Origin of the sequence: Pseudoalteromonas sp. CST2 (genome assembly GCF_028599385.1) — a bacterium.
Classification (GTDB): Bacteria; Pseudomonadota; Gammaproteobacteria; order Enterobacterales; family Alteromonadaceae; genus Pseudoalteromonas; species Pseudoalteromonas atlantica.
This window is the reverse complement of the sequence record NZ_JAQREO010000013.1, coordinates 46,383-72,863: the sequence shown is the minus strand read 5'-3', so window position 1 is coordinate 72,863 and position 26,481 is coordinate 46,383. Positions and strand designations below refer to the sequence as shown.

The 26,481-nt window shown below is 38.0% G+C and carries 22 protein-coding genes; 5 read left to right on the top strand and 17 right to left on the bottom strand.

Translation table 11 applies throughout. The features are described 5' to 3' along the window. The first annotated feature begins 17 nt into the window (after positions 1-17). Both corC and lnt read left to right on the top strand, forming a co-directional pair. Positions 18-902 (top strand): CNNM family magnesium/cobalt transport protein CorC, encoded by an 885-nt coding sequence (gene corC, locus PSH41_RS15480; protein ID WP_004589463.1) that lies wholly within the window; start codon positions 18-20, stop codon positions 900-902. Continuing rightward, positions 883-2,427 carry an apolipoprotein N-acyltransferase gene (gene lnt / locus PSH41_RS15475; RefSeq protein ID WP_273589861.1) on the top strand — a complete coding sequence of 515 codons (1,545 nt, stop codon included), beginning with the start codon at positions 883-885 and terminating at the stop codon, positions 2,425-2,427. The genes corC and lnt overlap by 20 nt, the downstream gene beginning before the upstream one ends. A gap of 63 nt (positions 2,428-2,490) precedes the next feature. Here the strand turns inward: lnt and PSH41_RS15470 are convergent, their stop codons facing one another. The 6 genes from PSH41_RS15470 to PSH41_RS15445 all read right to left on the bottom strand — a co-directional run bounded on the left by PSH41_RS15470 (position 2,491) and on the right by PSH41_RS15445 (position 7,179). Then, positions 2,491-3,186: a hypothetical protein gene (locus PSH41_RS15470; RefSeq protein ID WP_273589862.1), complete on the bottom strand. Its 696-nt coding sequence runs from the start codon at positions 3,184-3,186 to the stop codon at positions 2,491-2,493. A gap of 74 nt (positions 3,187-3,260) precedes the next feature. Beyond that, positions 3,261-4,112, bottom strand: coding sequence for an alpha/beta hydrolase (locus PSH41_RS15465; protein WP_273589863.1), 852 nt, complete (start codon positions 4,110-4,112; stop codon positions 3,261-3,263). Between the two features lie 86 nt (positions 4,113-4,198). Next, positions 4,199-4,489, bottom strand: a complete 291-nt coding sequence (locus tag PSH41_RS15460) for a type II toxin-antitoxin system RelE family toxin (protein ID WP_029772622.1) — start codon at positions 4,487-4,489, stop codon at positions 4,199-4,201. Beyond that, positions 4,479-4,730, bottom strand: coding sequence for a type II toxin-antitoxin system Phd/YefM family antitoxin (locus PSH41_RS15455; RefSeq protein WP_004586953.1), 252 nt, complete (start codon positions 4,728-4,730; stop codon positions 4,479-4,481). The genes PSH41_RS15460 and PSH41_RS15455 overlap by 11 nt, the downstream gene beginning before the upstream one ends. A gap of 83 nt (positions 4,731-4,813) precedes the next feature. Then, positions 4,814-5,896: an RDD family protein gene (locus tag PSH41_RS15450; RefSeq protein WP_273589864.1), complete on the bottom strand. Its 1,083-nt coding sequence runs from the start codon at positions 5,894-5,896 to the stop codon at positions 4,814-4,816. 197 nt (positions 5,897-6,093) lie between these two features. Continuing rightward, on the bottom strand, positions 6,094-7,179 hold the full coding sequence (locus PSH41_RS15445) for an alkene reductase (protein WP_273589865.1): 1,086 nt from the start codon (positions 7,177-7,179) through the stop codon (positions 6,094-6,096). A gap of 216 nt (positions 7,180-7,395) precedes the next feature. Here PSH41_RS15445 and zigA point away from each other — a divergent pair, with 216 nt between their 5' ends. Continuing rightward, positions 7,396-8,595: a zinc metallochaperone GTPase ZigA gene (gene zigA, locus PSH41_RS15440; RefSeq protein ID WP_273589866.1), complete on the top strand. Its 1,200-nt coding sequence runs from the start codon at positions 7,396-7,398 to the stop codon at positions 8,593-8,595. Then, positions 8,595-9,284, top strand: a complete 690-nt coding sequence (locus tag PSH41_RS15435; protein ID WP_273589867.1) for a DUF1826 domain-containing protein — start codon at positions 8,595-8,597, stop codon at positions 9,282-9,284. Before zigA ends, PSH41_RS15435 begins: the two co-directional genes overlap by 1 nt. 26 nt (positions 9,285-9,310) lie before the next feature. On the opposite strand, the gene PSH41_RS15430 is transcribed toward PSH41_RS15435, so the two are convergent. From PSH41_RS15430 to PSH41_RS15405, 6 genes are all read right to left on the bottom strand, one after another. After that, entirely contained in the window at positions 9,311-12,070 is a 2,760-nt protein-coding gene (locus tag PSH41_RS15430; RefSeq protein ID WP_273589868.1) for a response regulator, read from the bottom strand. Between the two features lie 756 nt (positions 12,071-12,826). Next, entirely contained in the window at positions 12,827-13,813 is a 987-nt protein-coding gene (locus PSH41_RS15425) for a hypothetical protein (protein WP_273589869.1), read from the bottom strand. 252 nt (positions 13,814-14,065) lie between these two features. Beyond that, the gene (locus PSH41_RS15420; protein ID WP_273589870.1) at positions 14,066-14,980 is read right to left on the bottom strand and encodes a DUF6414 family protein; all 915 of its coding nucleotides are present in this window, start codon (positions 14,978-14,980) and stop codon (positions 14,066-14,068) included. Then, positions 14,973-15,155, bottom strand: coding sequence for a hypothetical protein (locus tag PSH41_RS15415; protein WP_055018233.1), 183 nt, complete (start codon positions 15,153-15,155; stop codon positions 14,973-14,975). The genes PSH41_RS15420 and PSH41_RS15415 overlap by 8 nt, the downstream gene beginning before the upstream one ends. A 5-nt stretch (positions 15,156-15,160) precedes the next feature. Further along, positions 15,161-15,553 (bottom strand): hypothetical protein, encoded by a 393-nt coding sequence (locus tag PSH41_RS15410; protein ID WP_273589871.1) that lies wholly within the window; start codon positions 15,551-15,553, stop codon positions 15,161-15,163. A 26-nt stretch (positions 15,554-15,579) separates the two neighbouring features. Further along, a complete protein-coding gene (locus PSH41_RS15405; protein ID WP_273589872.1) occupies positions 15,580-16,701 on the bottom strand; it encodes a competence protein CoiA family protein in 1,122 nt (373 codons plus the stop codon). A 167-nt stretch (positions 16,702-16,868) separates the two neighbouring features. Here PSH41_RS15405 and PSH41_RS15400 point away from each other — a divergent pair, with 167 nt between their 5' ends. Continuing rightward, entirely contained in the window at positions 16,869-17,156 is a 288-nt protein-coding gene (locus PSH41_RS15400) for a hypothetical protein (protein WP_273589873.1), read from the top strand. A gap of 325 nt (positions 17,157-17,481) precedes the next feature. On the opposite strand, the gene cas6f is transcribed toward PSH41_RS15400, so the two are convergent. From cas6f to PSH41_RS15375, 5 genes are all read right to left on the bottom strand, one after another. After that, entirely contained in the window at positions 17,482-18,084 is a 603-nt protein-coding gene (gene cas6f, locus PSH41_RS15395; RefSeq protein WP_273589874.1) for a type I-F CRISPR-associated endoribonuclease Cas6/Csy4, read from the bottom strand. After that, positions 18,081-19,109, bottom strand: a complete 1,029-nt coding sequence (csy3, locus tag PSH41_RS15390; RefSeq protein WP_273589875.1) for a type I-F CRISPR-associated protein Csy3 — start codon at positions 19,107-19,109, stop codon at positions 18,081-18,083. The genes cas6f and csy3 overlap by 4 nt, the downstream gene beginning before the upstream one ends. Further along, positions 19,109-21,160, bottom strand: coding sequence for a type I-F CRISPR-associated protein Csy2 (locus tag PSH41_RS15385; protein ID WP_273589876.1), 2,052 nt, complete (start codon positions 21,158-21,160; stop codon positions 19,109-19,111). The genes csy3 and PSH41_RS15385 overlap by 1 nt, the downstream gene beginning before the upstream one ends. 3 nt (positions 21,161-21,163) lie before the next feature. Further along, positions 21,164-22,339: a TniQ family protein gene (locus PSH41_RS15380; protein WP_273589877.1), complete on the bottom strand. Its 1,176-nt coding sequence runs from the start codon at positions 22,337-22,339 to the stop codon at positions 21,164-21,166. 74 nt (positions 22,340-22,413) lie between these two features. Next, positions 22,414-26,454 carry a hypothetical protein gene (locus PSH41_RS15375; protein WP_273589878.1) on the bottom strand — a complete coding sequence of 1,347 codons (4,041 nt, stop codon included), beginning with the start codon at positions 26,452-26,454 and terminating at the stop codon, positions 22,414-22,416. Positions 26,455-26,481 lie beyond the last annotated feature (27 nt).

The window sequence follows — 26,481 nt, the reverse complement described above, 5'->3', positions numbered from 1 at the left end:
CGGAGCATTTAGACGCAATGAGCGACGATAACTCGCAATCTAGCCAGGGTTCTTCTGGCAAAACGTGGATGGGCCGCATAGCCCAAATGTTGCAAGGGGAACCCCAGAATAGAGAAGAGCTGGTTGAAGTAATTGCCGACGCGCAAGAGCGTGACGTAATCGACCCTGAAACCAAAGAAATGATCGAAGGTGTGCTTGGTGTATCCAAGCTTAAAGTGCGCGATATAATGATCCCGCGCTCACAAATGGTCACACTTGAGGTCGACAGCCCCCTTGAAGATTTGATCCCCATGATGGTCGACTCCACCCACTCGCGTTTTCCGGTGGTGTGTGAAGACAAAGACCACGTTGAAGGTATTTTGCTCGCAAAAGACTTGCTGCCGCTTATTTTAAATAAAGATGAGCACCTACCCTCACTGCGCGAATATTTACGCCCAGCCATGGTAGTGCCAGAAAGCAAACGCGTAGACACCCTACTAAATGAATTTCGTCAGCAACGCTACCACATGGCTATTGTCATTGACGAATACGGCGGTGTATCGGGACTTGTCACCATTGAAGATATTCTTGAAATAATTGTCGGCGAAATCGAAGATGAACACGACGAAGAAGAAGATCAACAAGATATTCGCCAACTTGCTAAGCATGTATACGTAGTACAAGCGCTCACCCCTGTAGATGACTTTAACGAGTACTTTAAAACAGGTTACAGCACCGATGAAGCCGACACCATTGGCGGCACGGTACTACACGCATTTGGCCATATGCCAAGTCGCGGCGAAACAATTGAAATTGACGACTATCAGTTTAAAGTAACTAATTCTGATAACCGTCGTATTTTACAACTGCAAGTCACCGTTCCTAAGGTTGATGAAAACGACAGTGAAGAAACTACTAACTAAACTCACCCTGTTAGTAAAAGATAAAAAAGCATGGCTCGCACTGGTTGCGGGCCTTATTTTAACTTTTGGCTACGCCCCTTACCAAATTTGGCCCATCGCATTTTTTAGCATTGCCGCCATTATTTTTTGTATTAACCCAAACAACACAGGTAAAACGCATGCAAAAAGCGCTGCTAAATATGGCTTTATATTTGGCTTAGGTTGGTTTGGCGCGGGTATTAGCTGGGTGCATGTATCTATTGCCACCTTTGGCGGAATGCCGCTTATAGCATCGCTCTCGTTAATGGCTTTACTGTGCTCATATTTAGCCCTGTTTCCAGCACTCGCGTTTTGGGCTGCAACTCGCTTTGCAAGTGGCCCTAAAAGCATGGGGGCACTTCTAATTGCCACTATAGCCATTAGTGAATACTTACGTGGACACTTACTGACCGGCTTTCCATGGCTAAGTTTTGGCTATACACAAACAGATGGCCCGCTTAGGCTGCTTGCGCCTTATATTGGCGAATTTGGCTTAACGCTTACCTGTGTTGGCATTGGTTTTGCCCTTTACAGGCTCACCCAAAAAGATTTTAAAACCCCATTAATAAGCGCAGCCGCTTTAGCGTTACTTGTTATTGGCGCATTAAATACCGGTAATAATCACTACTCTGGCAAAGAAATGTCGACCTTATTGGTACAAGGTAATATTAAACAACACCTGCGCTTTGAACCCCGTGAGTTTTGGACCACCATGAGCAAGTACCAAGACCTAACACGCCCACATTGGGATGCCGACCTAGTGGTATGGCCCGAAGCCGCAGTGCCCGAAATAGAAGCCCTTGCCGACACATACTTAGCCAATTTAGACAGCGCGGCCTCGTTTAATAAAACCGCATTAGTTACCGGTATTGTTGACTACCAGCTCGACACCAAAACCATTTACAACACCCTTATTGTGGTAGGTAATAAAGAGCACAACGACGAGCACGGCCATTATCGCTACCTAGACAAAAACCGCTACCGTAAGCACCAGTTGTTACCTATCGGCGAATTTGTACCATTTCAGGATATACTGCGCCCTATAGCGCCATTGTTTGATTTACCTATGTCATCGTTTACCCGTGGCGATAGAGTGCAAAACAACCTACGCGCCAATGGATTTAATCTGCTACCTGCCATTTGCTACGAAATAGTATTTGCCGATTTAGTACGCGGTAATTACCAAAGCGACTCTGACTTACTGTTTACCGTAAGTAACGACGCGTGGTTTGGTGATTCAATTGGGCCATTACAACACATGCAAATAGCCCGCATGCGCGCATTAGAGTTACAACGCCCGCTGGTACGTGTTACCAACAATGGCGTAAGCGCCGTATACGACCCAATAAGCCACACACAACAAACCATGCCACAGTTTGAAGCTGCGACCATGAAAGCCGATATAAAACTTATACAAGGCGACAGCGTGTACAGCCAATACGGCAATGTGTTTGTATGGGGATTTGTGTTGTTGCTGGGGATTGGTGGGGTTGGGTTAAGGAAATAGTTTAATACAGATAGCTGTTGAAGTTCAGCTTTCAGTATTAAACTATAAGTTAAAGCTCAAAATTTATGATGTTAACCTCACCAATACACTACTGTAAACTGCTATAAATCCTATAAACATTGGACTATATAACTCTAAAAAGTCACGCTGACGAAATTGTTCAAGAAACCAGTGAGAGAGCATAATACTGAGGGCGAATAAATACTGTAATTTATCTTTCGATCCTATTAAATAAAACCTGTATAGATATGGGTTGCCATGCTCGTCATATTCAGTAAGGTCGATATAAGCATTAAAAAATAATCTTACTTTAAGGTCATAGTCTAAATAGCTATGATTGCTGTGTTTATATTTATCATCATTAATATATATTTTTGGTTTTAGCAAATCAGGAATAAACCCATCAACTACATCATTATAACTATCATACCTTCTAAAAAACTTATTCTCCAAAACTCGTGTGGCGAATTGTTTTTTATAATTATCAGTATAGATGTGAGATATAGAATTATATCGGAGTAATAAATATCCAATAGATAACAATAAAAGAGTATTAATACCTGTAGGGTTAGTAAAGGTGATTTTAAAAATAAAAGTATTTGCCTCTGTAACCTTCGCGCCTGAGAAAGTAAGCGCTAATAACACTGATGAAATAATAATTAGTGTTTTTTTACAATTAGCTAGAGCAGTATCTATAGGTGGAGCTAAAGTTGTATCTGTATTAATAACTTTATTTATTTCTTTTACTGGTTCAATCACTTAACTTCTCTCCATTTTTCAATAATCAAAAGTCTTTACTTATAAACTTCTGTGATTTAAATCTGCTCAATTTTTTATGGCGGCAACAACTCTTTAATCCCATAATACCAACTAAGCGCAGCGACTGTGCCATGAGTTTCACCTTTAAAGTAACGTTGATTAATAATTAGATTATTGCTTGGGTGCGCTTTTAACTTATTAGCAAACGCTACACCCCATTGATAATTTGCTTTACCAATTTCGCCAAACGCTTCGTCATTATTTGCAAAGGTAAAATATACATTGCCATTAAGCGGCTTATTTATAAGTTGTTGCTCATCAAAATAACGGTTTAGGTAGTTATTATCCCACAGGTAGGTTGCATCAATTATTAAGTAATCTGTAAATAGCGCATGGTTGGTAAGCAATACATAGCTGGCAAACAAGCCACCGAAGGACTCACCTATTAATACGCGTTTAGTTGATGTTCGGTAATTTTTATTAATGAGAGGAATAAGTTCTTTTTCAAAAAAGGCACTGTAATTTGCGGCGTTGCCAATATTTTCAAACTTTTCAAGAAGCTCACCGTTAAATGTCCAATCAACATTGGTTGGGGTAAAATCCCGCTCTCTTATCGCATTTTGACTATTAGGAATGGCTACTATAATTGCTTGTTGTATTTGCTGCTCAAGCCGCTGAGTACTAAGTGCCTCTACTAGCCCGGCGACAGCTTTTAGGTGTGTTTGGTCACCATCGAGCAAGTAAATAACTGGGTATGACTGATTGGGGCTTTGATTGTAGCTTGGCGGTAAATAAACGCTAAAGCTGCGTTGTTCATTTAAAATTACAGACTCAAGCTGATAGGTTTTGGCTAGAGTAATAGGCTCTGAGGCATTTACATTTATTGTAAAAAATAAATATAAAAATATTATTGATAGGACTTTCATACATATCCTTGTATTAAATTAATAGCAAACCAAGAAGAAACGCCTGCCCTTCTTTCAACAATCAAAACACCGTTTTTATTACTAAGCTATTCCTTAGTTCTTGAGGCTAACTTTTTATATATTGCATCTTTATCGCGTTTACCAATTGCGAGTACATACACCACAACTTCGTCATCAATAACTTCGTAAGCAAGGCGGTACCCTGCCGTACGCAATTTTATTTTATAAACATTATCAAAGCCGCGTAATTTAGAGGCTGGGACATGCGGATTATCTAAGCGCTCAGCAAGTTTCTTTTTAAACTGGCTTTTAAGTGGTGGCGCAAGTTTTTCCCACTCTTTTAAGGCTGCTGGTAAAAACTTTAACTTATAAGTCATCTATACTAACTTCAACCGCTTGAGATAAATCGCCTCTGCGGCTCTCAACAACTTTAGTTAGTTCATAATCATCCAATTGTTCCATAAGTTGCTCATACATTTGTGCAGGCACCAAGTAAGCTGCAGGCTTATTATGATTTAATATGGCTATTGCAGCGCCATCAGCTTCATTTAAAAGCGCAGTTGGGTTTTTTTTAAGTTCTGAAATACTTGCCGAACAATCAGCTAAAACCTGTCTCATATAACACCTATAAAGAACTAAATTAAGACCTTATTTTAGCCCTTTTTTTATCTAAAGCTATATATTTTATAATTGCTTATTTTCTAAGTAGTTTTTAAAGTCTCTTCTACCGTTTGTGCATTTACAACCTGGTTCACACTGCCTTGGATAACCACCGTGGCTGATATTTTATCTTGAATAGCTTGCCTGTTTGGGTCCCAGTACACTTGTAAGAAGCCTAATAAACCTGTTGCGAAACCGGCGCCGTACCCGCCGTATCTGCCAAAACAATCAAGCATACCTAGTGGCTCGCCATTTAGTGAGACCACCCGAATATTACATACTTTTTTACCTGGGGTTTGCCCGCGCCATAATAACGAGAACAACGTAAAGTATACGGCTGCCCAACCAAAGCCAAGGCCTAGGTCTTGAATAATGCCTTTGCCCCACTGCAAAATGCTGGTGACAGGTTTGGTTTGTACGCTTTTAGTTTCAGCTTTTTCTGCGATATTGCTTTTATGAGTTACTTCGTCCGAAATGCTTTCTAGCTCTGTCTCATTATTTTTAAAATCATCTGCCGCAACGGGTTCATCATCAGATATGGCCATTAAGTGCAATAATGTGCGCGTAACTTCAATACCTCCTACGTTTTGCATTTCAGCAAGCGCTGGTAATTGGCCAACTAAATTTGCTCGAGCAACGCTTTGGCAAGCGTCATCACAGTTTTTATCGTCGTCTGTTTGTGTTAAATAGGTGCGTATTATTGCTTTATCATGCTCGCTTAGCTCATCGTTTTGCTGTGTTTTTTCTAGTTGAGGTGCTTGAATAACAGTATCGCCTTCAAAAAAATCAATCGCTAACGAGAGTACAGTTAATGAACTTACAAATAAAAAGCTCGCGGCAAAAAGCTTTAGGGCTCTGCGCCAAAACGACGACATTTTTGGAAGATATTGCTGCGCAGTGCCTTTATAAAAAGCCATGGCAGCCACAAAGGCAATTAAAGTGGCGCTTAACTTAGCGGCTATAAATATTAAAGTGACATCAATAGTCATCGCCAATGCACGTTTAATTGGGCTCGCTAATGGAATACCTAATAACGCTTGGTCAATTTTAAAGGCATACGGGGTGATAACGTCTTTGGTTTCAGAGTCTGATAACGCGAGTTGCTCTATCTCTTTGGTTTTCATTTTTATTTTTATTTTTATTTTTATGTTTTTAAAATGGGTAAGCTATTTAACTTACGCGCTTTTTATTTTTATATCAATCCGCTTAATTAAGTGATCTATTTTGAGAATTGGTATTAGCTCAAGTTAAAAGTATTGATTTACCAGCATAAAAAAGGGCTACATACATGCAGCCCTTAAAATACTTTATTTATAAATAATTAAGCGGTTGGGTAATCGGTATAGCCTTGCTCTGCACCACCAAATAAGGTGTCGGAGTTGTGGCTATTTAGCGGTTTACCTTGCTTTAAACGTGCTGGTAAATCTGGGTTAGACACAAACGGGCGACCAAAGCCAATCATGTCGGCCCAGCCTTGTGCTAGGGCTTCATCAGCACGTTCTTTAGTATACTTACCTGCATAAATTAATACGCCGCTGTACGCTTTACGAATAGCCTGTTTAAATTCAACACTCATTAAAGGGGCATCATCCCAGTCGGCTTCAGCAATGTGCATGTAGCCTACGCCAGCGTCGTTTAGTGCTTGAGCAACGGCTAAATATGTTTGCTCTGGGTTATCATCAACCGTGCCGTTAAGCGTGGTAAGTGGCGCAAGTCTTACACCTACTTTCTGACTACCAATTTCATCGCTTACTGCATTTACAACCTCTGTTAAAAAACGCAGACGATTTTGCACACTGCCGCCATATTCATCAGTACGGGCATTTGATTGCGAGTCTAAAAATTGGTTAATTAAATACCCGTTAGCGGCGTGTAGCTCTATGCCATCAAAGCCTGCGTCTACTGCATTTTTAGCCGCTTGGCGAAATTCGCCTAGTACATTTTCAATATCTTGCTTGCTCATTTCACGCGGTAACTGAGTATCTACAAAGCCAGGTTCGCCGTTAGTATCTACAAATACTTTTACGTCTTTTGCAGCAATGGCCGATGCCGATATAGGCTGAACACCGCCTGTGTTATCGCTGTGAGTTACGCGCCCTACATGCCAAAGCTGCGCAAACATAACGCCACCAGCTTTATGCACTTTGTTGGTTACCGTGCGCCAACCTGCTACTTGCTCGTTTGTGTAAATACCTGGTGTCCAGGCATAGCCTTTACCCAGCTCACTTATTTGTGTGCCTTCGCTTACTATTAACCCAGCACTTGCTCGCTGCGCATAATAAGTGGCCATTAAATCATTGGCAATGTCGCCAGGCTGCGTTGAGCGCGATCGAGTCATTGGTGGCATAACAATACGGTTTTTTAAAGTTTTACCTGCAAGTTCTATGGGTGAGAAAAGTAACGTCATAATGCCTCCTAAGTTTGATGGCGCTCATAATAGCGCAGCTATATAAATTCAAAAATAGCAAAAAACACAAAATAGCTTTGTTGTATTTGCAAAAGTGTCTACTTATTCTTCTGCTGAGCATTACATACAAACTATTTAAAAAGTGATGCTAGTGCTAGAAAATCTAATTGATACAATATAACATACCAATAAATACCTATTAGTAAGTAAAATTAAATGATAAATAAACTGCCCGTCACAGTGTTATCAGGCTTTTTAGGCGCTGGTAAAACAACCGTACTTAGCCATATTCTTAATAACCGACAAGGAAAAAAAGTGGCTGTTATTGTCAACGATATGAGCGACATAAACATAGATGCAGCCACAATTAAAAACGATGTGTCGCTCAATCACAGCAACGAAAAACTCGTCGAAATGAGCAACGGCTGTATTTGCTGCACCCTACGAGAAGATTTACTTGTTGAGGTGGATAAACTTGCCAAAGATGGCCGTTTTGATTATCTCGTCATTGAATCAACAGGCATTTCAGAACCTCTACCGGTTGCCGAAACATTTACCTTTGCCGACGAAAACGGTGTTTCTCTTGGTGATGTTGCCACCCTCGATACCATGGTAACCGTGGTTGATGCGGTTAACTTTTTAACCGACTACGAACAAGCAAACGATTTACAAGATACTGGCGAATCGTTAGGAGAAGACGACGAGCGAAGCGTGGCCGACCTACTTGTTGATCAAGTTGAATTTGCCGACGTTATTTTAATTAGCAAAACTGATTTAGTCACCAATGAACAGCTCAATAAGCTTATTGCCATTTTAAATACGCTTAATACTCAAGCTAAATTGATTCCTATATCAAACGGCAATATTAATATTAACGAAGTGCTCAACACGGGCTTATTTAATTTTGCACGCGCCCAACAAGCGCCGGGTTGGCTTAAAGAAATGCGTGGTGAACACATTCCCGAGACCGAAGAGTATGGTATTAGCAGCTTTAATTATACGGCGCGCCGCCCATTTAACCCTGAAAAGTTTTATCACTTTTTGCACAACACCGAGCAATTTGGCCAGCTCATTCGCTCTAAAGGGTATTTTTGGCTCGCAACGCGCCCTTTATTTTGCGCGCAGTGGTGCCAAGCAGGCGGTATAGCTCATTACGGATTTGCTGGCATGTTTTATAAAGCAATTCCTAAAAAAGACTGGCCCACAGAGCCCGAGCTACTTGCTGATATAAACAGTAAATGGATAGAGCCCTTTGGTGATATGCGTCAAGAACTTGTATTTATTGGTCAGTCGTTAAATAAACAAGCCATGATTGAGGCGCTTGATGACTGCCTACTACCAGAAGAAGCTGTGCTTAAAGGTAAAGATTTTTGGAAAACCTATAACGACCCGTTTCCTATTTGGGAGGAAGTGTAATGAATGCCCTAGCTCCAATAACGGTGCAAATAAAACCCACTGAGCAACTCCACCGAAGAGCAGCTAAAGAAAGTAACGCCAATATATTGCCTCACATTTATGACCAAAACACTAACATCGTTATTTGGCAAAGAGACCTTGAACAAGCATTAACAAATGCCGTTAATACACTCATTAGCACTAATGCCATAAAACCACTTGAGCTTGCGGTATCACCCGATGATGCGTTTGATAAGTTAGTTACTGCACTTAAACCAGATGATAATAACCGCGATGAAACTCATGCGCTGTGTAAAGACATAGCATTATTAGTTGAAATGTTTTGCTGCCTATTTGATTTAAAACGCGCCGGTTTAAGGCTAAAAATATTAGATAAACCTATGTGCCCGCGTTTCCATGTAGACAAAATTCCGTGCCGATTAGTGACAACTTACCAAGGCGTTGCAACGCAGTGGTTAAATCACAGCGATGTAGACCGCTCAAAGCTTGGAACTGGTAATTTGGGTAAGCCCGATGAAGAGTCTGGCTTATTTAAAAGCCTAAATAATATTAATCAGCTAAATCAAGGGGATGTTGCCCTGCTTAAAGGCGAGTACTGGGATGAAAACGAAGGCGCAGGGCTTGTACACCGCTCTCCACCGGTGGCTACAAACGAGCAACGCTTGTTGCTCACCCTTGATTTTATTTAAAGTTTGTTGTGGTGATAAACGCTGCACTAATGCGCGTTTATCACCCTCGCGATTACTTCGTACAACCCTTGTGTATTTACCGGTTTAGATACAAAGTCATCCATGCCTACACTCAAACAGCGCTGCTTATCATCTTCATAGGCGTTTGCGGTAATAGCAACAATGGGCACATGTGCCTTTGTATTTACCTCGTTAGCCCGTATTGTTTGGGTGCACTCGTAGCCATCCATATTAGGCATTTGGCAATCCATTAAAATTAAATCAAAGCGATTACCTTCAAGTACTTTTAGCGCTTCTATGCCGTCGGTTGCCATCACTAAGTTTACCTTTGTAGGCTCTAGCATTTTTGCAATTACTTGGCGATTAATGGGGTTATCTTCAACCAGTAAAAGTGTTTTATCGCTTAAATTAGGCAACGACTTCGGCTGTTTAACGGGCTCTGGTTTGTTGGACTGTGCTTTAGGTGCACTTACGTAAAATTTAAGTACGCTGCCTTTGCCTGGTTCGCTGTTGAGGGTAATTTCACCCTGCATTTTTTTAATTAACCCTTGGCTAATTGCTAAACCTAACCCTGTGCCACCATACTTACGTGCCACACCTACATCTGCTTGCGTAAACTCACTAAATAACAACGACTGCTGATCTTTTTCAATACCAATGCCGCTATCGGCTACGCTTATTAAAAGTTGCTCGTTTTCGTAATCAAACGATAAACGCACAAAACCACGCTCTGTAAACTTATACGCATTAGAGAGCAAGTTAATAATGACTTGGTTTAAACGAAGGTCGTCTACTTTTACGCAATCTGGCAGCCTGTCGCTTTGACTAACAATAAACTCGACGTGATCAGAACTTACAATGGGAGAAAACAACGACTTTATATTGGCAATAAACGGCGCAAGGTTAGTCGCCCGAGGGCTAATCTCCATGGCGTTGGCTTCTATTTTAGAAAAATCTAAAATATCGTTTAAAATTTTCAGTAAATTTTGTGCGCTTTTTTGCTGCGTATTTAATAGCTCCCGCTGCTCATCGGTTAATGAATTATCGCGCAATAAAACCTCTCCCATGCCTAAAATACCGTTCATAGGGGTGCGTAGCTCGTGGCTCATATTGGCTAAAAATTGCGACTTAGCAACATTGGCTAAATTAGCCCTATTTACCGCTTTTTTAAGCTCTGTGGTTTGCTCTGCTACTTTGCCCTCTAGCTGCTGATTAAATTCGCTCAGCTGGGTATTTAACCCTTGGTTTCTGATATTAGAGGCTTGTAGGTTTTCTATTGAACGCTGAAGCGCATTAGCTAGTAATTCAAATTGCTGTTGCAGTTGCAATACCTCATGCCAGCTTGAGTCTGTATTAAACTTATGTGTTTTGGTTTTACCAAAGCTTTGCATTAGCGTAGTTAAGCTAGTGATTGGCTGCACTAATAAATTAGCAAGTTGGTGTATAAAAATAACCACCATAAGCATCAATAGCGCACTTAACAAAATAGTGGGTAGCCAAGCTTTTGCCACCGACATACTTAAATGCTTACGATTATAAAAGGTAATAACTTGCCAGTGGTTTTGTGGGTCAATGTACCTAGAGCTGTGGTACACCTCGTTTTTGGTTGAACGAAATAGGTTTTTATCACCTAAATTACTGGTATTAAAGCCCTCCCCGTTAAAATGGCTCAGTATTTTAAATTCATCAAGGGAGCTAAATACCACTTTTTGCTGCGCATCTAGCACCACTAAATCGCCCGTATACTCAAATAAGTTAGGTATAAACCGCTCTAAGCGGTCTAACTTTAACGAGCCCTCTACCACACCATAAAACGTATTGTTACGGTATATAGGTGCCGACAGCGCCACAATGGCCTCGTTACCTAGGCCGCGACCTTGAAACACGCCACTGGTATAACCCAGAGGGAACTGCTGAGCTTGGGTAAAGTATGCTCGGTCTTTAACACTACGCTGCGCAAGGCTAAGCCCCTCTATTAAATCGCTGGGCGAGCTAAGCTCTACAAAGCCATCTGGGTTTGCATACAAGCTGGTTGTAAAGCCTGGAAATAACGACATTAACCGTTTGAGCTGCACATCGCTTGCAGTGCCCGCACTTATTGCGTCGCTACTCATAACAATGGCGTTTTTATGAAATGCTAAATAATCATTTAATTGCGTGCTAATAGACTCGGCTTTTTCTTTTAGTTGAGCGTTTACTTCATACTCTAAGCGCGCATGATGATCGTTTACTAAAATCACACTGGTTAGCAATACCACTAAAATAATAATGACACTAACCACATAGCTTAAAATTTTTGCCAGGGGCCGACCCTGATACGCACGGCTAGCGTAAGGTACAAATACACTAACTAAATCAACCACCGCCAAGCTTATTAGCGCGTTAATTAAGTACTTTGATATAGCCACTATTAGCGTTAACCAGGCCAAGCCAATAACAAATTGGCCTATAACCCATACAAAGGGTAAACCAATACATAGCCAAAATACGCTACCCAGAGGAAGAATAGGTTTAGAGCGGCGTAAGCAAAAAGCATAAAGCCAACAAAGCTCGAGTAAATACACAATACTTGGCCAACAATGGCCCCATCTATAAAGTAAAAAACCAGAAACAATGGCAAGGCTTAGGCACGCGTAACGCAGCCCAGTAAATACTAAGCTGCATAAAACAAACAATTGCCCAAACAGAAATTCGGAGCTGTCGAAAAAATACAATGGCGAGAGATTTACTAACCCGCCTAATAACCCTAATAAAACAGCGAGTGTCCACTTACTTCTTTGCGGCATTAATCAACCTTGGGGCACTTTGTTAACACTTTACATGTTAAAATTAATGTAATTTTTACATTATTACGTACAAGGCAAGGGTTGTCTAGCAGCAATAAAACAGGAACAGATACACATTACCCCCTGTCAAAAAGCGTGTTATGTGTTTTTACACTTACTCTTTTTATGACTGCCACTTAAATTTAACTTAATATCCTTAAGCATAGGTTTAGCATTTGCGATTGCTAAATAGGCATTAGCTAACGCTTCTGGAGTTGCGCAATAGTCTACATCGAGTATTACTGTTGAAACATTTAGTGACTGCAATTTATTCCCAAGCTCAGCAGATGTGAGTTTTGCTTTGGCGTTGCTAAATAAGTAATTTGATTTTTTTACATAAATAGTGAATGTTTCATCTGCTAGTGCAGTAAACGGCAATAATAAAAACAGTCTGAATGTAAAAATGAGGTAGAGCGGTAATAGTGGAAAATCGATACTCGTGATACTAAATATTTAACGGTGTTACTAAGGAATAATTTAAAAGGAATGTATTTTCACCCAAATGTTGTTTGAAGTGTAAGTTGACATAGACACATTCGATTTCATTGAGCTACAACGGCACAAGTGAAGTGTAAGTTGGCATAATATTGAAGCTTATAATGGCATAAAGTTACCAAAAAAAACCTTATAATGCGAGATACTTTGAAAATACAGCCAACTATCTCGGGCTTTTATGTGCAATTATAGTCGGACAATGAAACATTAAACGATTACTAGCTAAATTTTTAGTACACCCAGATTTTTCGTGTAATTCGGATCAAAAATATGTCCCGTTTCTTTAACTATAGATTGTATATCTTTATTGTCTTCCCAGACGCTAGGCGCAATGCAAATATCCTCCGAGCGATAAAAGATAAAATCATTTAGTAATTGTTCAAAATTTCTTTCAAACTCTTTTCGTAACCATGTACTGTGTTTGTTATATTTCTCGTCCCAGCTAATTATTATGTCTGTTTCATTTTTTTTGGGTACTACATTGAAAGTCACTGTTGGTAAATCTTCATTAGGAAAAGTGTTACGGAATTCAGAAAAGTGTTCTCTAGAAATATATGTGCAACTAGAGCATGCAACACCTAGATTTTTATTAATGCTTCTAGTTAAATGCTGAAGAGATCCTATTTTATTAGCTTCAATATAGCTTTGAGTTAATTGAAGTAAAGGGAAAAGCTCACCTTCACAATAGGAAGCCTTAAGATGCAATGTTTTTTTAAAATCAGCTTCACTTTCGAAGGTATTTAAACCTAGAGCGGCAGAAATTGAATGAGATAAATATTGGTTACCCAATATAATAGCTCTCCTTTTTGAATCTATAATTTGTCTTACTAATTCATACCCCAAAGTACGATAATATAAATAAAGTAGGTGCTTTTTATTGCTAAGATCTAATCCTGGCAGCTCAAACACATTGAACAGTTTGTCGTGTTTATCGCAGAATCCTGGAAATGTAGTTGCCCTTGATACCGGTGTCTTTTTAAAACCTATGTTACTTGTACCTGTCCTAACATCATAAGCTTTGGAAAGGCTCGACTCTAAACAATAAACTAAATTATTGTCTGAAATATTAGCAAGTGGCCCCCGCTTTTGAATAGAATGAGCATCAATTGCTTTGCTTGTGCAACCTATGTATAAACACTTATGTTTTTCACAGGTAATTTTTTTATCTATTTCTTCTAGATAATTTCTATAAGTAATTGCTGCTCTCATTTTTTCAATAGCTTATTCTGTCTAATTTGGTGGCTTATAAATACCGGAAACAACAGCTAATACAATAAAAAATTCAAGATTTTCTATGTTAACCAACTATATTTCGCTCTTAGAAGCATATTGCATAAAACCTAAACTTAAGTTAGACAGGTATGAGCTAACACCCAAAATCTATTGCGTTCATGTATTGCGGTCAGAGGCGTCGCAAATATTTAAAATGGTATTGGCTCACTTCAGTCCTAAAAATTAAGCTTACAGCTCAGTGTAAATAGCTATAGGTTCTATGATTATTTCACTTTCAGATTTACCGGTAAAAGTTTGTTCTATTTCATACATATTTTCAGCCATGCCTATCATATGCTGTAGCATACTTGCGCCCTCAGAAATATTTTTTATATCAGCGCTTTGGGTGCCATCAGCATGACTTATGAAACCAATGACGACAAACTCTTTAGCTGTTTTCCTAGAATATTTACGATAAATAGTTTTAAGAGAATCTCTCAGATACTCCTGAGATAAGCATGTTGAAAAAGTTACATTATTAACTTCTTGCTGAAAGCGAACTATATCATCACCAAAGCTATCTATTATAGTTTCAAAACCTTTTACTGATCTTTTCGGCATCGTAGCACCAAGTTCAGCACTTCTATCTTGAATTACCTTATCTAGCTGAGATTGAAGGCTTTTAACGGCTTGGCTTCTAGGATTTTCGGCCTTTTTCTTTTCAAATTCTTGTAATTCACCTGTTAAAGGTAATATTGCTAATGCATCACTGATATTACTGAAGTTACTAAATAGCGATTTTATTTCAAGCAGGTCAACAAACTTACCTTTAGCTCTAATCCGAATAAATGATTTGTCAGATTTCGCAATATCATTAAATGTTAAGGTCTCGTTAGTTACATCCAACACTCTTTCACTTTCTTCTAATTCTTTTTCAAATAAGTTAAATGAATGATCATGCAAAAACTTTTTAGTTGTAGAAGCTGAAGCCTCTTTAATGACATTTGCAATTACTCTACCAGATGCCAATTTCCCTTTTTGAGTATCATTGTCTTCATGTTCAAAACTATGCCGATCCAGAACATACTCAGTCACCCCCTCAAATAATTGTGATGAAAATGAATATAATTTTGGCTCATCTAAATATATAAAATTCTTAATCATTGTCTTTCCTATTTTTAAAGCGTTCTTTAGCTGCTCTTATTTTTTCTTCTCTTATTTCACTGTACTCTGCAGAAGAGCGCACTCGAATTGTGTCTACTAATGACCAAATAAAAACTGTAATTCCTGAAAGGACAAAAATAGCCACTAATATATATAAAATTAGATTTATGTTCATCGACTTTACCCTCTAACCCTATTTGGTCTGAAAAACACACTCAAACTAGTTAGAAGTGATACGAATGCGGCTATGTATGCAGATACTTTGATTCCATTTAAGTCAATTTCTTTAAAGCCACTTTCGTGTAACATCAGAACACATGAAAAAGACCCATAAATGAAAATTGCAGCAATAGAAATCCCATTTTGAAAGGTTTTCCACTGTCTTTGCCCTATAACGTGCTCAATTTCATTTAAAATTGAAATATGAAGAACAAATCCAAATGCAACAAAGTCACTTATACTAAAAAGGGATATTTTCACTCCCCAAGTAGTCAACAATAACCTCAATAAAATCGGTAATACACCGATCAAAACAGTATAAATTAACCACTTCGTCCGTATGTCACTATTCACTTTTTATCCTTTTAATTATTATTTTATCATTCATATTCCACCTCCGAACTACATAACTTACAATAAACAAAACATGCTTTGCTTCTGAACTGTGTCATATCTTCGTTCCCACAGTGGCATTTCAGCTTTTTATTTTTTGCATTTAGTTCAGCAATTAAACCTTCTTGAATAACTCTTGGCTGTATATATTTATCAGCTACGGATGCGTAAGCAGAGTTACCACTTAGTCTATTTTGCCTTTTTTCATCTAACCTTTTTCTATAATCATCGTTCTCTTGCTGGCGCTGCCTATATATCTGATCGGCCTCGTTTTTTGCATCAATTCCTGACTGCTGAACATCGAAATAGGTAAGGTTGTTCTCGTTAAAGTGTAAGTCGTTCAAACTCACTAATTTTGATTGCTCTGAACTGACAACTTGTACCTGAAAGCCTAAATCATCGATTCCGTATTGTGTATAAAAACACTTAAAAAACAGCTTGCTTTGATCTCGGCTAGTGATTTTTGATTCAAGGTCAAATACGTAAAGGTTTTCGTTAGAGTTATAAAATATGTCTTTTCGGGTGAAGTTGTTTTTGTCTTGTAGAAATAGCCAAAGGACTGTAGCGCCTTGTTCTTTAAAAAATCGATCTCTCGCAACAATAACATCTAGTGGTACTTGGTCTAACACTAACTCAATAGCTATATCCATGTTGTGCGTGTTAGAGTAAAAACTTATATCTGGTCTTCGCCATGCTTTAGCTAGTCCCGTCTGAAATTGCTCTCGATAAGTTTGTTCTACTTGAATATTTTCATACTCAACTTCGCTTTTAAGCAAATTTGATATAGTCGCTTTATAGTCTTTATGTTTTTTACTTTCTTTTATTCCATTGTAACTAATTGCCTTTAGTTCACTATCGGTGAGGCTTGTTGTGCTTTTTACAGGGCAATCTTCTGAACCAATAGGATGTTTAAAATGATGTTTTTGCGATGGAGTTCCAGCAAGCATTAAAGGCTGAAAACACGTAGCACATAATATACTACCAAGCCCTTCAGGCTCTCTTAGGAAGCGCCTAAGCTTAAATAGACCCGCTTCATCTATAGATAGAACTTCATTGGAGGTATAGCTTTTACCCTCGTCAGGTAAAAAGACTTTAGAGATTGTAGACATAACCTAACTTATTAATTCCATTTAAATAGCTATTTGCTTATCAATCTACCCGTCAAAGCACTGGCTAGCAAGCGTTTACTAATCAAGTCTAAAAATAATTACAGCAGCTAATTTTTAGAATTAAGTTATGATTAGATAAGAACAGCTTTTATATTTGGGAGTTTAATATGGCTAAACCAATAAAAACCAGCAACACCATAGATAAATCGGCGAATTTCGATTGCGAAAATGTAAAAGCTGCATTAGATGGTCGGCTGTCCGTAGATGACCTTAGCGCCGCTGAACAAGCTGTATTTATGGATAATTTTGACGAAGCTATTAACTCTAATTTAGAACAGGATTTTTCTAAGCATTTTGAAAAACTGAGCTGTAACGAAAAATTTTATGGCTTAAATGGTAAGGATAAAATTATCTGTGAAACAAGAAATAGATCAAGTATGAATAAACACAAATAGCTCATACCTTAATTAAAGTTGAATAAAAAGACCCCAGCGTTTGCTGGGGTCTTTTTATTTAGCCTCTGCCTTTTCGGCAGTTAAGAGTCACAATTTGTGGTTGTTCAATTCCTGGCCTAATTTCAGCTGCCTACTCGGCAGTTCACAATGCAATTAACATACCGCCGCTGCCAGAAGCAATTTCCAGCTGCCTACTCGGCAGTTCACTATTAAAAATAGTTTAAATTTCTATAAATACCACAATGTTAAATCATTTTTAAATGGTTTCTTCTTATTTTAATCAACCTGATAACCCATTGAAAATAAGAAGAGTGTTTTATAACTATTAAAAAAGGGCATTTAAAGAGGGAACCGTGCCTTGAAATGTTTGATTTGTAGCAAAGCCATAATTATTAAATTGATTTTCTATCGCATTAGTATTTTCAATTTTTTGTATGTGAAGTATAAAATCTTCCCCGTTACCTTTGCTTGATACAGGTATTGAATGAAAGTGGCCTATGTCCTTTGCCTCAAATTTATATTCAGGGTTGTAAACTTCGCCTCTGGCTTCAGCTCGTTTTTTAGCGCGTCTTAACCGTCTTTGCTTTTCGCCAACAAAAGCTTTGGCTACTGATTGGTTGCGAACAAACATTACATCACTTTGGTTTTTTGGTACTTCGAGTATTTTTGATAAGCCAAATAACTTATCATGAGCCATCATCTCAAAATAGCTTTGCTGAGATAGGTTGGTTAATTGCTCTTTATCTGTTGATACAAACGCTAATTCATTACCTATCGTTTGCTCATTCCATTTAGGAAAGCACACACCAATATTACTTATTTCACGTGAGCTCATAAATCCATGCAAAATACCGATACAACGCCCAGCAAGAAGGCTTACATCACAATTTTTGGGTAAATAAGTAATGGTAAAATAATAGCGCTTCAACCTTTACTCCTTTGAAACAAGCCACCTTTGATCAGCACTGCCGCAATAAAGTGAACTGCGTCTGATTCTTCACCTTGCTCTAAACCATGCTTTTCCATGTGCTTAATATACAAAGCAATGCGCGGGAGTAATGAATAAAAGTCTGAATGAGTCTTAGGTGTTCTGTGGGCAACTAACATTTGCTTATCTGCACCATACTCGTGAGTGCGCAAAGGCTTGTAACTTCCCTCATACCAATCATCAATAGTTTGGATAGCAGCCCCTACTTTTTGTGAGTTTAAACTTGCTGCTTTTTTATCGCCCACTTGAGTGTATGCAAGTTGTTTAGATGACATGCCCTGATCAACAGTATCTACAAACTTTTGACTTGGGTGAACCTCTTGGCTAAATGCATTTTTAATTTTTGCGGTTATATCTAAATAACAATAATTTTGAGGGTTGCTAAGCCCTTCTTGAATAGTTTCTAACAATGTTGTTAATGCCGTTTGATTATTTTGCCAATTGCCCTGCCACTTTAATTTTTGTGCACCTTCAACAATAATTGGATCTGAATGTTCTGTGAGGATTTCAATATCAACATTCGGTGATTGACGATTGCGCCAAAGCCAGTTGCCCATCAGTATATTTTTAGCATAACGGGTAGCAACTTCATTAAGGCCATTGTGCTTTTTATAGGTTTCAAAAAAACGTTTTAACCAATAAATAACTTTAGGATCATCACAAACATGTGGCTCATTACTATTGGCTTCAACCCTGAGTGAAAAACGACAAAATAGCTCTTTTACTGTTGGAGGCACGTAGCACACATCAATTGTTTGTGGGTTACCAAAAGCGAGATCTTGTGGCGCTAAATTTTTAGCCACATTTTGCTTTTGATACGCATCGCCAAACCCTGACTTTTGTCCAACTAATTTATTTTGCTCTATTTGTAGCGGTTCAAAGTCAGACTCTGGTGTTTTATAAAAAAACACCGCTTTACTGGGTGAGAGCGAACGCGTGTAACTTAACTGCCGAGGTAATTGCATTATTCATACTCAAACTTAGACTTTTTCATAAGCATAGACTCTTTTTGAACATCCATAACCCAAAATGCGTCATGCACGAACTGCTTAGCCCCTGCGTACTTTACTGATGTATTGCTAACACACTCTAACAGCCCAATTACGGGCTCTGCATAACAATGGTATTCATGTAATGCTGCATCCCGCTTTACGGGTTCTTCAAGCGCAGCAAAGCCAATTGCAGCGGGTCTTAAATTAAAGTTACCGTTAAGCGCATCTATCAATTGTTCAAAACTTTTGACTACTTTTTTTGAAGGGTACAACCAACTGCCATTTAACGATTTTGCCTTTATATTTTTAAATAGCTCACTCGGTTTAGTATGTACATGACACCAATCTATACTCTGGTATAACGAAGGTGGATGCATAGTCCCACCCGCAAATGAAGATGGAATTGCTGGCTTTATAAGCTGACTGTTTAACTTATCTAACAACTCAGTATTTGGTACGAAAAGCCTAAACACTAAATCGAGTGTTATATCGCATTTAGGTTTATCGATAATACCAGAACTTATAACATGACTACGCCCTGTAACTTGTTTTAACTTGCTTGGCTCAGGTAATGGTTTACCCGTATGTAGTTGATAGTTTTCAATGTAAATGGCACTCCCAATACACTTAATTGAAGGGTCTATAAAGTTTTTTAGCTTACGCTCAAAGTTATGAGCAAGCCCATTTAAAGCAGTAAGTGACGGCATGCCTTGAATATACGGGTTAGCCATTGCCTCAGCATCAAACACTCGCATATCTTGACAATGTACATACACTATTTGCTCATCATTTAATGTTTCCTCTTCAGCTGCACAGTGAGTAAACACATAGTTTAATTGCACCTTAAACAGCCCCATTAAATTAGGGTGATATGCAAAGCGTTTGAGCTTACTTAAATTACCAAGACTCTCATTTAGTACGTTACTAAATTGGCTAATACAGTTAGTAACACTCTGATCTAAGTAATGCTTTGCCCACTCAGGGTAAGCTTGCTCTTGCGCATTATTTTTAATTTCAAGAATGTTATCAAGCCATAACTGCAAGCTAACACGTACTTGCCTAATAGCCGCTACTCGCGCTAATCGTTTTTGCCTTAACGTATTAAACTGTTTAATGCCTACCAACACCAAAAGCGCCTGTTGAAATTGACTGCTTAATAGCGCACGAATTTTAAATGTTTTCTCAATATCATTATCGGCTACTTTAGAGCGGTTAATAGCCTTAAAATATGTTTTAGGAAAGTAACGCAGCACTCTAATATTACCACCTACGGAGCTTGCTAAATCGCCAATATTGGCAGGCCTTGAGTGCTCAACTAAAGCAAAGTTTAACTTACGCTCAGTTGTTAATTGCTGAATTTTAGCTAGCATTGTGTGGCTTACTACAGGCGTAACCGCAAGGTAGCTTTGCTGAAATGGCATTTGTAATTGTGGTGAGAAAGGGCTTACTTCTAATGGGAGCTCTGCAACTGGCAACTGCTGTTTTATTTTACCCGCGATGTCTAAAACCGTCTTTTTAGTAAACCCGTATGCTCTTATTAAATTAATCCAAACAGGCTCTTCGGTTATTAATAACTTTGCTAAACAAGCCACTTCGCCCTGCCAACTAAATGAGGTTAAAAATAACTTTGCATGATTAATTTCAGCACTGTTGTGCGACCAGCCAAAACTTAAAGGTAATGACCGGCTACAAATACCCGCAATATCTTCACTTACAACTTCACTAATTAAACGTTGATGGCTTACGCGTATATCAGGATATTTTAAATTATGAGTATGAAACCATTTTACTTCGTTAATGCACTTACTCAGTAACACTTCATCGCGTAATACACTTTTAGCGGTTCTTGTACTTGTTAAATCATCGATCTCACTTCGCTTATAAACTAGGTTAATGAGCACAGTCAGCGATTGTTCTTCAAAGCCATCTACCGCAACGTGAGATGTATATGGCGCAAACAACTTTCTAAGTGTTGTGGTTTTTTCTTTTAGTGATTCAATTGCAAATGCATCTTGTAAGTTCATAAGTTACCACGGCGCTATAAATTGTTTTTTTGTTTGAGGCTTTTCAGCAGCGAATGCTTGCTGTAGCTCAATAACTTGGCGTAAATAAAAAACATGGCTATCAGCTCTGAGCTGTTCGTGCTTTTTTTGTGGATAAGCGCAGTTTAAAAAGCCTTCTTGATGAAACCTATAAACTTGCTCTGTAGTGGTGTTTAATAATACTGCGGCATCAAAAGTACAAAGCAGTAAGTCAGCAATATTTGGATGTTTAGCTTTAGGGTTACTATCAACTAATTCGACAAAATAATTAATAATCTCATCAATTACTTTGTTTTTACGGTTACTTGTTGCAGCTATTTGAGCATCACAGATCACATTTCCATACACAGAGTTGAACTTAGTTTTATTAAAAGGGTTAAGTTGCTTGAGCCGCGCATTATTTGTGAGTAAATCTAATTCAGCGGTAAGGCCATCAGGCCAAGTACTAAAGTAATCAACAAAAGCTCGATTAAAGTCAGCATCGCTTACATCAAGTTGCTTAACCTTCGCAAACCAGGATATTAACCCGACTATTTTATGGCTGTTACTACTTGCAAGCGCAAATGCAATTTTAAAATCTGCATCGCTTAACTGCTCACTATTGGTTAGTTTACAACCGCAAACACACTCTAAAAACGCCTCAGAAGCTCGATAATCAATTGAGTCATAGCATTCCTTACAATGTGTAGTTAATTGTGTTTTATGCTTATGGCACGCTTTATAGGGCTTTAAATGCCAATAAAAAGGAATACGTGAAGATTCAGACAAGCATTCAATGCAAACAGGTATAATATCAGTTCGAAGTAACTCAAGAGGAATAGTCAGCTCATTTCGACTTACTGCTGCTAAGTTGCCAAATTTAAAATTACTGCGCCGCCATGCAAGTGCAAGAATGTCACCAGCGTTTACATCTGCTAATTGGGCTACTAACTTGAGCGCTCTAATTCTAAAGCTGCTCGCTTGCCTAGCATGATAAACATCAACCTTACTCAGCTCTAACGGCAAAGCACCTTCAAGCTCATGATCTTGCTCTACAAGCCATTGCCATAAAATATCAGCAAGCTCACTATAGCCATTGTACGAGTTATCTCTTGCAAGCCTTAGTAAATAGCTTTCAAGCGCCTCATCTGGGTAAGGTTTTGTTTGAACTAAAAAATGCATCGCCAACCTAAACTAAGAAAATCTTAGTTTAGGTTTAGATTAAAAGTAATACTTAGGTCAAGCTTAAAGAGAAATTAATCTTTTGAAACATCTAAAACAAATATATCAATCAGCCCTACAAGATTTTTAGGTAAGTCATTTTCTAATTTTGCTTTAAGTTCATCTGCGCTTTTCAAGCCATGCTGCTTTCTATTCGCTACCTTTTCTTCAGCCCCAAACCAAATAACAAGATAAATACCTTGTCCTTCAGCGTCAGGATGAATTGAATATCTTTCAGCCAGTTGGTTTCCTGCTGCTGAAAACAGTTCTGTATGCCACTGCCCTTTAGCTTCAATCACAAGTAATCTTCGAATACCATCCATTACTTTGGAAGCAGTAATATCAATTCTATTTTTATCTTTTGTTTGATGCTCTGCATTGATAACTATGCTGTCTGCTTCTAAGCGAGGCTTCAAATACTCTGCAATAATTTCTACTGAGCTAACTTCGTCAAGTCGAACTCCGCCTTGCGAATAAAAACGATTTCCAGGGTTAAACTCCCCACCTTTAATATCTTTTTGATATTTATCTAGCTCATACAAGACTCTATCTCTAAGTCCTTCAACTGTAACAATCTCACAATTATCCAAAAGGTCTATAACCTTTGAAATATTTGGAGGAATAAAGTTTCTCATAGCTAAAGCACGAATTTGATTTGCTCTCATACTTTTAAGATTTTGGCGCATAACCTGAAAACGAGAGTCCTCAATTAACTGTTCAATAATATGAATTGTTCTCTCAGAAGCGTCCAATTCAATTTGCCCAGATATATCAACCAGAAATCGATATGCTCTTTCTCCGTCAGGGCTAGAGGTGCCATAAAAGGAAGGCAAGTTAACTTGTGGCCAATCTTCAATAAAGCGATCTAATAATAAATATATTTTATCGCTAGATAAACTTGGAAAAGTATCGCGGCTTCCGGAGTTTAAACTACTTGATATTCCCTCGAATAAAAATATTGAGCTTTTCTTCTGGGTAAGGAAATAAAAAAACTTTTGGGAATCGCATAAATCCAAAAAATAAAAAGCTCTTAAAAACCAGAATTGTATGATTTTCTCTTCAGGCTTATCTATATGGGGTGATTCAATTCGACCCAGCCATTCATCGCAACGAATTAAGATCAAATCTTTAAGCTGTTCTTTATCACCATAATGAACGGCTAAATCAAATAAAATATCCAACGCATAATAGCTCAGGCTAGAATACTTGTTTAACCACTCTAAGGGTAAATTGGCTTTAAAATCACTAAATATTTCATCGTCTCTTAGTACTTCTACTTCGGGGTGTTCGCATTTAAACTTGTCTAATTGAGGCTCAACATACTCTTTTAAGTAATTTTCTTTGGAAGTTACATCAGGAAATAACAAACGATCAATTTCAGACTTAAGAAGACCACGTTCATCTTCAGTTACTGCGTCATAATAAATATTACATCTAGTTTTCACGGCAGAAAGTATTTGCTTACTAATATTGTCTAGAGTTCCCTCCATACGTATTGTTTCTAAGCACAAAGCATACAAAACTGTTTCAACATGTAACCTCTGCGATTGACTCCTCAACTCCGCAAGTTTCTGTAAGTTAGGTACATCGGGAGCAATCAGGCTAGTGCAGTTTTTTAATGAAGTTCTCATTAGCTCTTCATCACCAAACTCTTTTTGTATATTTTCAGGTTCAAATAACAAACACTCTGAAAAATTAACTAACCACCCGAAATGCCCTCCAGATTCGATTAAAGCGCGGTTTCTCTGAATAAAGCTAATGTTGTCTGCACGATTTTGGCTCTCACATTTTTTGTTCTTTCTATCTAGTCTATTAGACTTCGAATTTCGTTTTCGTATCTGTAATCCAATAGAGTAATCTGTATTATTTGCTTTTGCCCACTCTCGCATAAATTCTAGCTTTTGATTAGCTTGTTTACGCATAATGCTGCGTATATGACTATTCAACTGAAGCTTGTTGTGCTGGAAGTAAAAATGCCTCGTTATAAAGGTTGACCACAGTGCTAAATTATTTTCTTCAAATGCTAAATTGATTAGGTATTCAGTATCATCAGCGGAAAAACATAATCCAGAATGCGCACCGCAATCTGTTTCAAACCTACTTCGTTTAAGATTGTAGATTATTTTACGTTCAGTTATACCAAAGAAAGCGGTTTTAAAAAGTCCTTGTCTTAAGTCTTTATTTTCTCTAATTGCTTTTACAGACTTACAGAAATTTTCACTTCCTTCCCTGTGATAATTTAAGTTTTTTAGCCACCCCCATATCTGTTCTGGATTATAAGGGAGGCTAGTAATATCAAAGTAATGATCGAGCAATTTACCTACAAGCTTGCTTATCCCGTCTCTACAAAAACATTCATAGTACTCTTTACCACAACTGCAAGTTAACTCATCGGTTAAAAAATTTAATAATCGTTCTGTATTTTCACCACTTAAAGTCCATACCAATTTATTGATGAAATATCGATTGCCTTGTAACCGTCTATCATCTAGTGAGGTTTTTTCAGTAGGGTAGAGACTTGAACATGCTCGAAAGAAGCGTTTTAGTATGCCTAAATCAATAGAATTAGCACCTAAGAATTCAATTCCTTTAGCTGCGATGTTTAGAGAGGTATTACTAGACTCGGATATTAATGTTTCGAGTATTTTAATATCATCAACATCAATAAGCGAAAACAAACATTCCATAGCAAGCCTTCGAGTATCTAATCTCTCATTAGGATCGAATAGTATGTTTCTGAGATTAGGAATTAAGTGCTCAATAACCTGAGATTCTTTGATTATAGTTAATACTAAATCTCGTAAATGCCCATCATTTTTATTTTCTAAAATTGGCTTAATATCTTCAGCCATATTTTTACCAAAAAAACCAACTGTACTGTATCGCCGCCAAAAATCACCTCTTCTAAAATACGGGTCATTTTTTTCAATTTGTGTTAACTGTGATAAAAGTAACCTTTTAGATGAGCGATCAAGTTGTGAGGGGTCTCCATTAGCTAGCACAGCATAAGGATCAAGCTTTATAATTTCATGTTGTAGCGCTAACCCGCCGAGAGTAGCCATCCAACCAAGCACTCCTCTCAATTCATCACGAACAATATTATTTGAAGCTATTACTGTTTTACAAACTCTTAAAGTTAGTGGATCTTGATTACTCTGTATTCGCTTTACTAAATACTGAGCGGCACAATATTCAGCAATAATCTTGTGAACAGCTCGATGTTGATCAACATCATCTGCAAGTTTAAATAAGCGAGAATCTATAATGCTTGATAGATCTAAGCCCGCTTTTATTAGTGCATTGATATTGGGGTATAAGTATTCCTCTGATAAGTCACTAACACTTACTCCTTCAGCACCTGATAAAAGAGTTTTAGAAAATACTTCTGAAGCGAGCTCTATTTTTTTCTTATACGGGAAATCTATTCCAGTTCTTCTTTTTGCCGAAGGGTTAAGCTCTTTAGCTAAGTGCTCAACTGCTTTTTCAAAGATAGAGCTTTTACTTTTAAATTTTCGATTACTTTCAATGTAGGCATCTGCAAACATTTTCAAAAACTGAGGGTTCGGAAGCAAAACATCTAAATTAAAGCGTGATACTTCTGTATAAAAATTATCAAAATCTTCATCAGGCAAGTGGTGATCAAAAATCTTCCTTTGCTCTAATTCATTAAACTCCCTCAGCCTTAAAACCAAAGGATCACATTCTAAATACTCTATAACCGCTTGTGCTGAGTCACTGCTCCATTCACTTGAGCGACTTGATATTATTAAAGTTTCAGGTTTTGACTCGATGACTTTAGCTAATAATTTGTGTATACCACAGTTGTCAATCTTGGATAGTTCATCCAAGGCATCTATAACAAGAAAATCCCTAAATAATTTACTAGAATACAAGTACTTGCTAGCAGTGACTGGGTTAGTATTAGCCTTACTTGCTAAGCTTTTAAGAAACTCAGTCTTACCTGCTCCTGGTTCTGCTAAAATAATTACGCACTTAGAGACACTCAAGAGTTCATCTTCAGCATAAATTTGCTCATCATTTTCAAGAGTACGCTGAAGATAAATATTTGAGGTCATAGATTCTCTGTATATTCACAAATTAAA

What these genes read in the sequence shown, in the direction of transcription:
- PSH41_RS15385 (WP_273589876.1), bottom strand. Translation starts at nt 21,160, where the DNA reads ATGAACTTACAAGATGCATTTGCAATTGAATCACTAAAAGAAAAAACC.
- PSH41_RS15445 (WP_273589865.1), bottom strand. Translation starts at nt 7,179, where the DNA reads ATGACGTTACTTTTCTCACCCATAGAACTTGCAGGTAAAACTTTAAAA.
- PSH41_RS15405 (WP_273589872.1), bottom strand. Translation starts at nt 16,701, where the DNA reads ATGTCTACAATCTCTAAAGTCTTTTTACCTGACGAGGGTAAAAGCTAT.
- PSH41_RS15460 (WP_029772622.1), bottom strand. Translation starts at nt 4,489, where the DNA reads ATGACTTATAAGTTAAAGTTTTTACCAGCAGCCTTAAAAGAGTGGGAA.
- PSH41_RS15465 (WP_273589863.1), bottom strand. Translation starts at nt 4,112, where the DNA reads ATGAAAGTCCTATCAATAATATTTTTATATTTATTTTTTACAATAAAT.
- PSH41_RS15415 (WP_055018233.1), bottom strand. Translation starts at nt 15,155, where the DNA reads ATGAACATAAATCTAATTTTATATATATTAGTGGCTATTTTTGTCCTT.
- PSH41_RS15380 (WP_273589877.1), bottom strand. Translation starts at nt 22,339, where the DNA reads ATGCATTTTTTAGTTCAAACAAAACCTTACCCAGATGAGGCGCTTGAA.
- PSH41_RS15375 (WP_273589878.1), bottom strand. Translation starts at nt 26,454, where the DNA reads ATGACCTCAAATATTTATCTTCAGCGTACTCTTGAAAATGATGAGCAA.
- PSH41_RS15450 (WP_273589864.1), bottom strand. Translation starts at nt 5,896, where the DNA reads ATGAAAACCAAAGAGATAGAGCAACTCGCGTTATCAGACTCTGAAACC.
- PSH41_RS15455 (WP_004586953.1), bottom strand. Translation starts at nt 4,730, where the DNA reads ATGAGACAGGTTTTAGCTGATTGTTCGGCAAGTATTTCAGAACTTAAA.
- PSH41_RS15430 (WP_273589868.1), bottom strand. Translation starts at nt 12,070, where the DNA reads ATGCCGCAAAGAAGTAAGTGGACACTCGCTGTTTTATTAGGGTTATTA.
- PSH41_RS15400 (WP_273589873.1), top strand. Translation starts at nt 16,869, where the DNA reads ATGGCTAAACCAATAAAAACCAGCAACACCATAGATAAATCGGCGAAT.
- zigA (WP_273589866.1), top strand. Translation starts at nt 7,396, where the DNA reads ATGATAAATAAACTGCCCGTCACAGTGTTATCAGGCTTTTTAGGCGCT.
- csy3 (WP_273589875.1), bottom strand. Translation starts at nt 19,109, where the DNA reads ATGCAATTACCTCGGCAGTTAAGTTACACGCGTTCGCTCTCACCCAGT.
- corC (WP_004589463.1), top strand. Translation starts at nt 18, where the DNA reads ATGAGCGACGATAACTCGCAATCTAGCCAGGGTTCTTCTGGCAAAACG.
- PSH41_RS15425 (WP_273589869.1), bottom strand. Translation starts at nt 13,813, where the DNA reads ATGAGAGCAGCAATTACTTATAGAAATTATCTAGAAGAAATAGATAAA.
- PSH41_RS15435 (WP_273589867.1), top strand. Translation starts at nt 8,595, where the DNA reads ATGAATGCCCTAGCTCCAATAACGGTGCAAATAAAACCCACTGAGCAA.
- PSH41_RS15420 (WP_273589870.1), bottom strand. Translation starts at nt 14,980, where the DNA reads ATGATTAAGAATTTTATATATTTAGATGAGCCAAAATTATATTCATTT.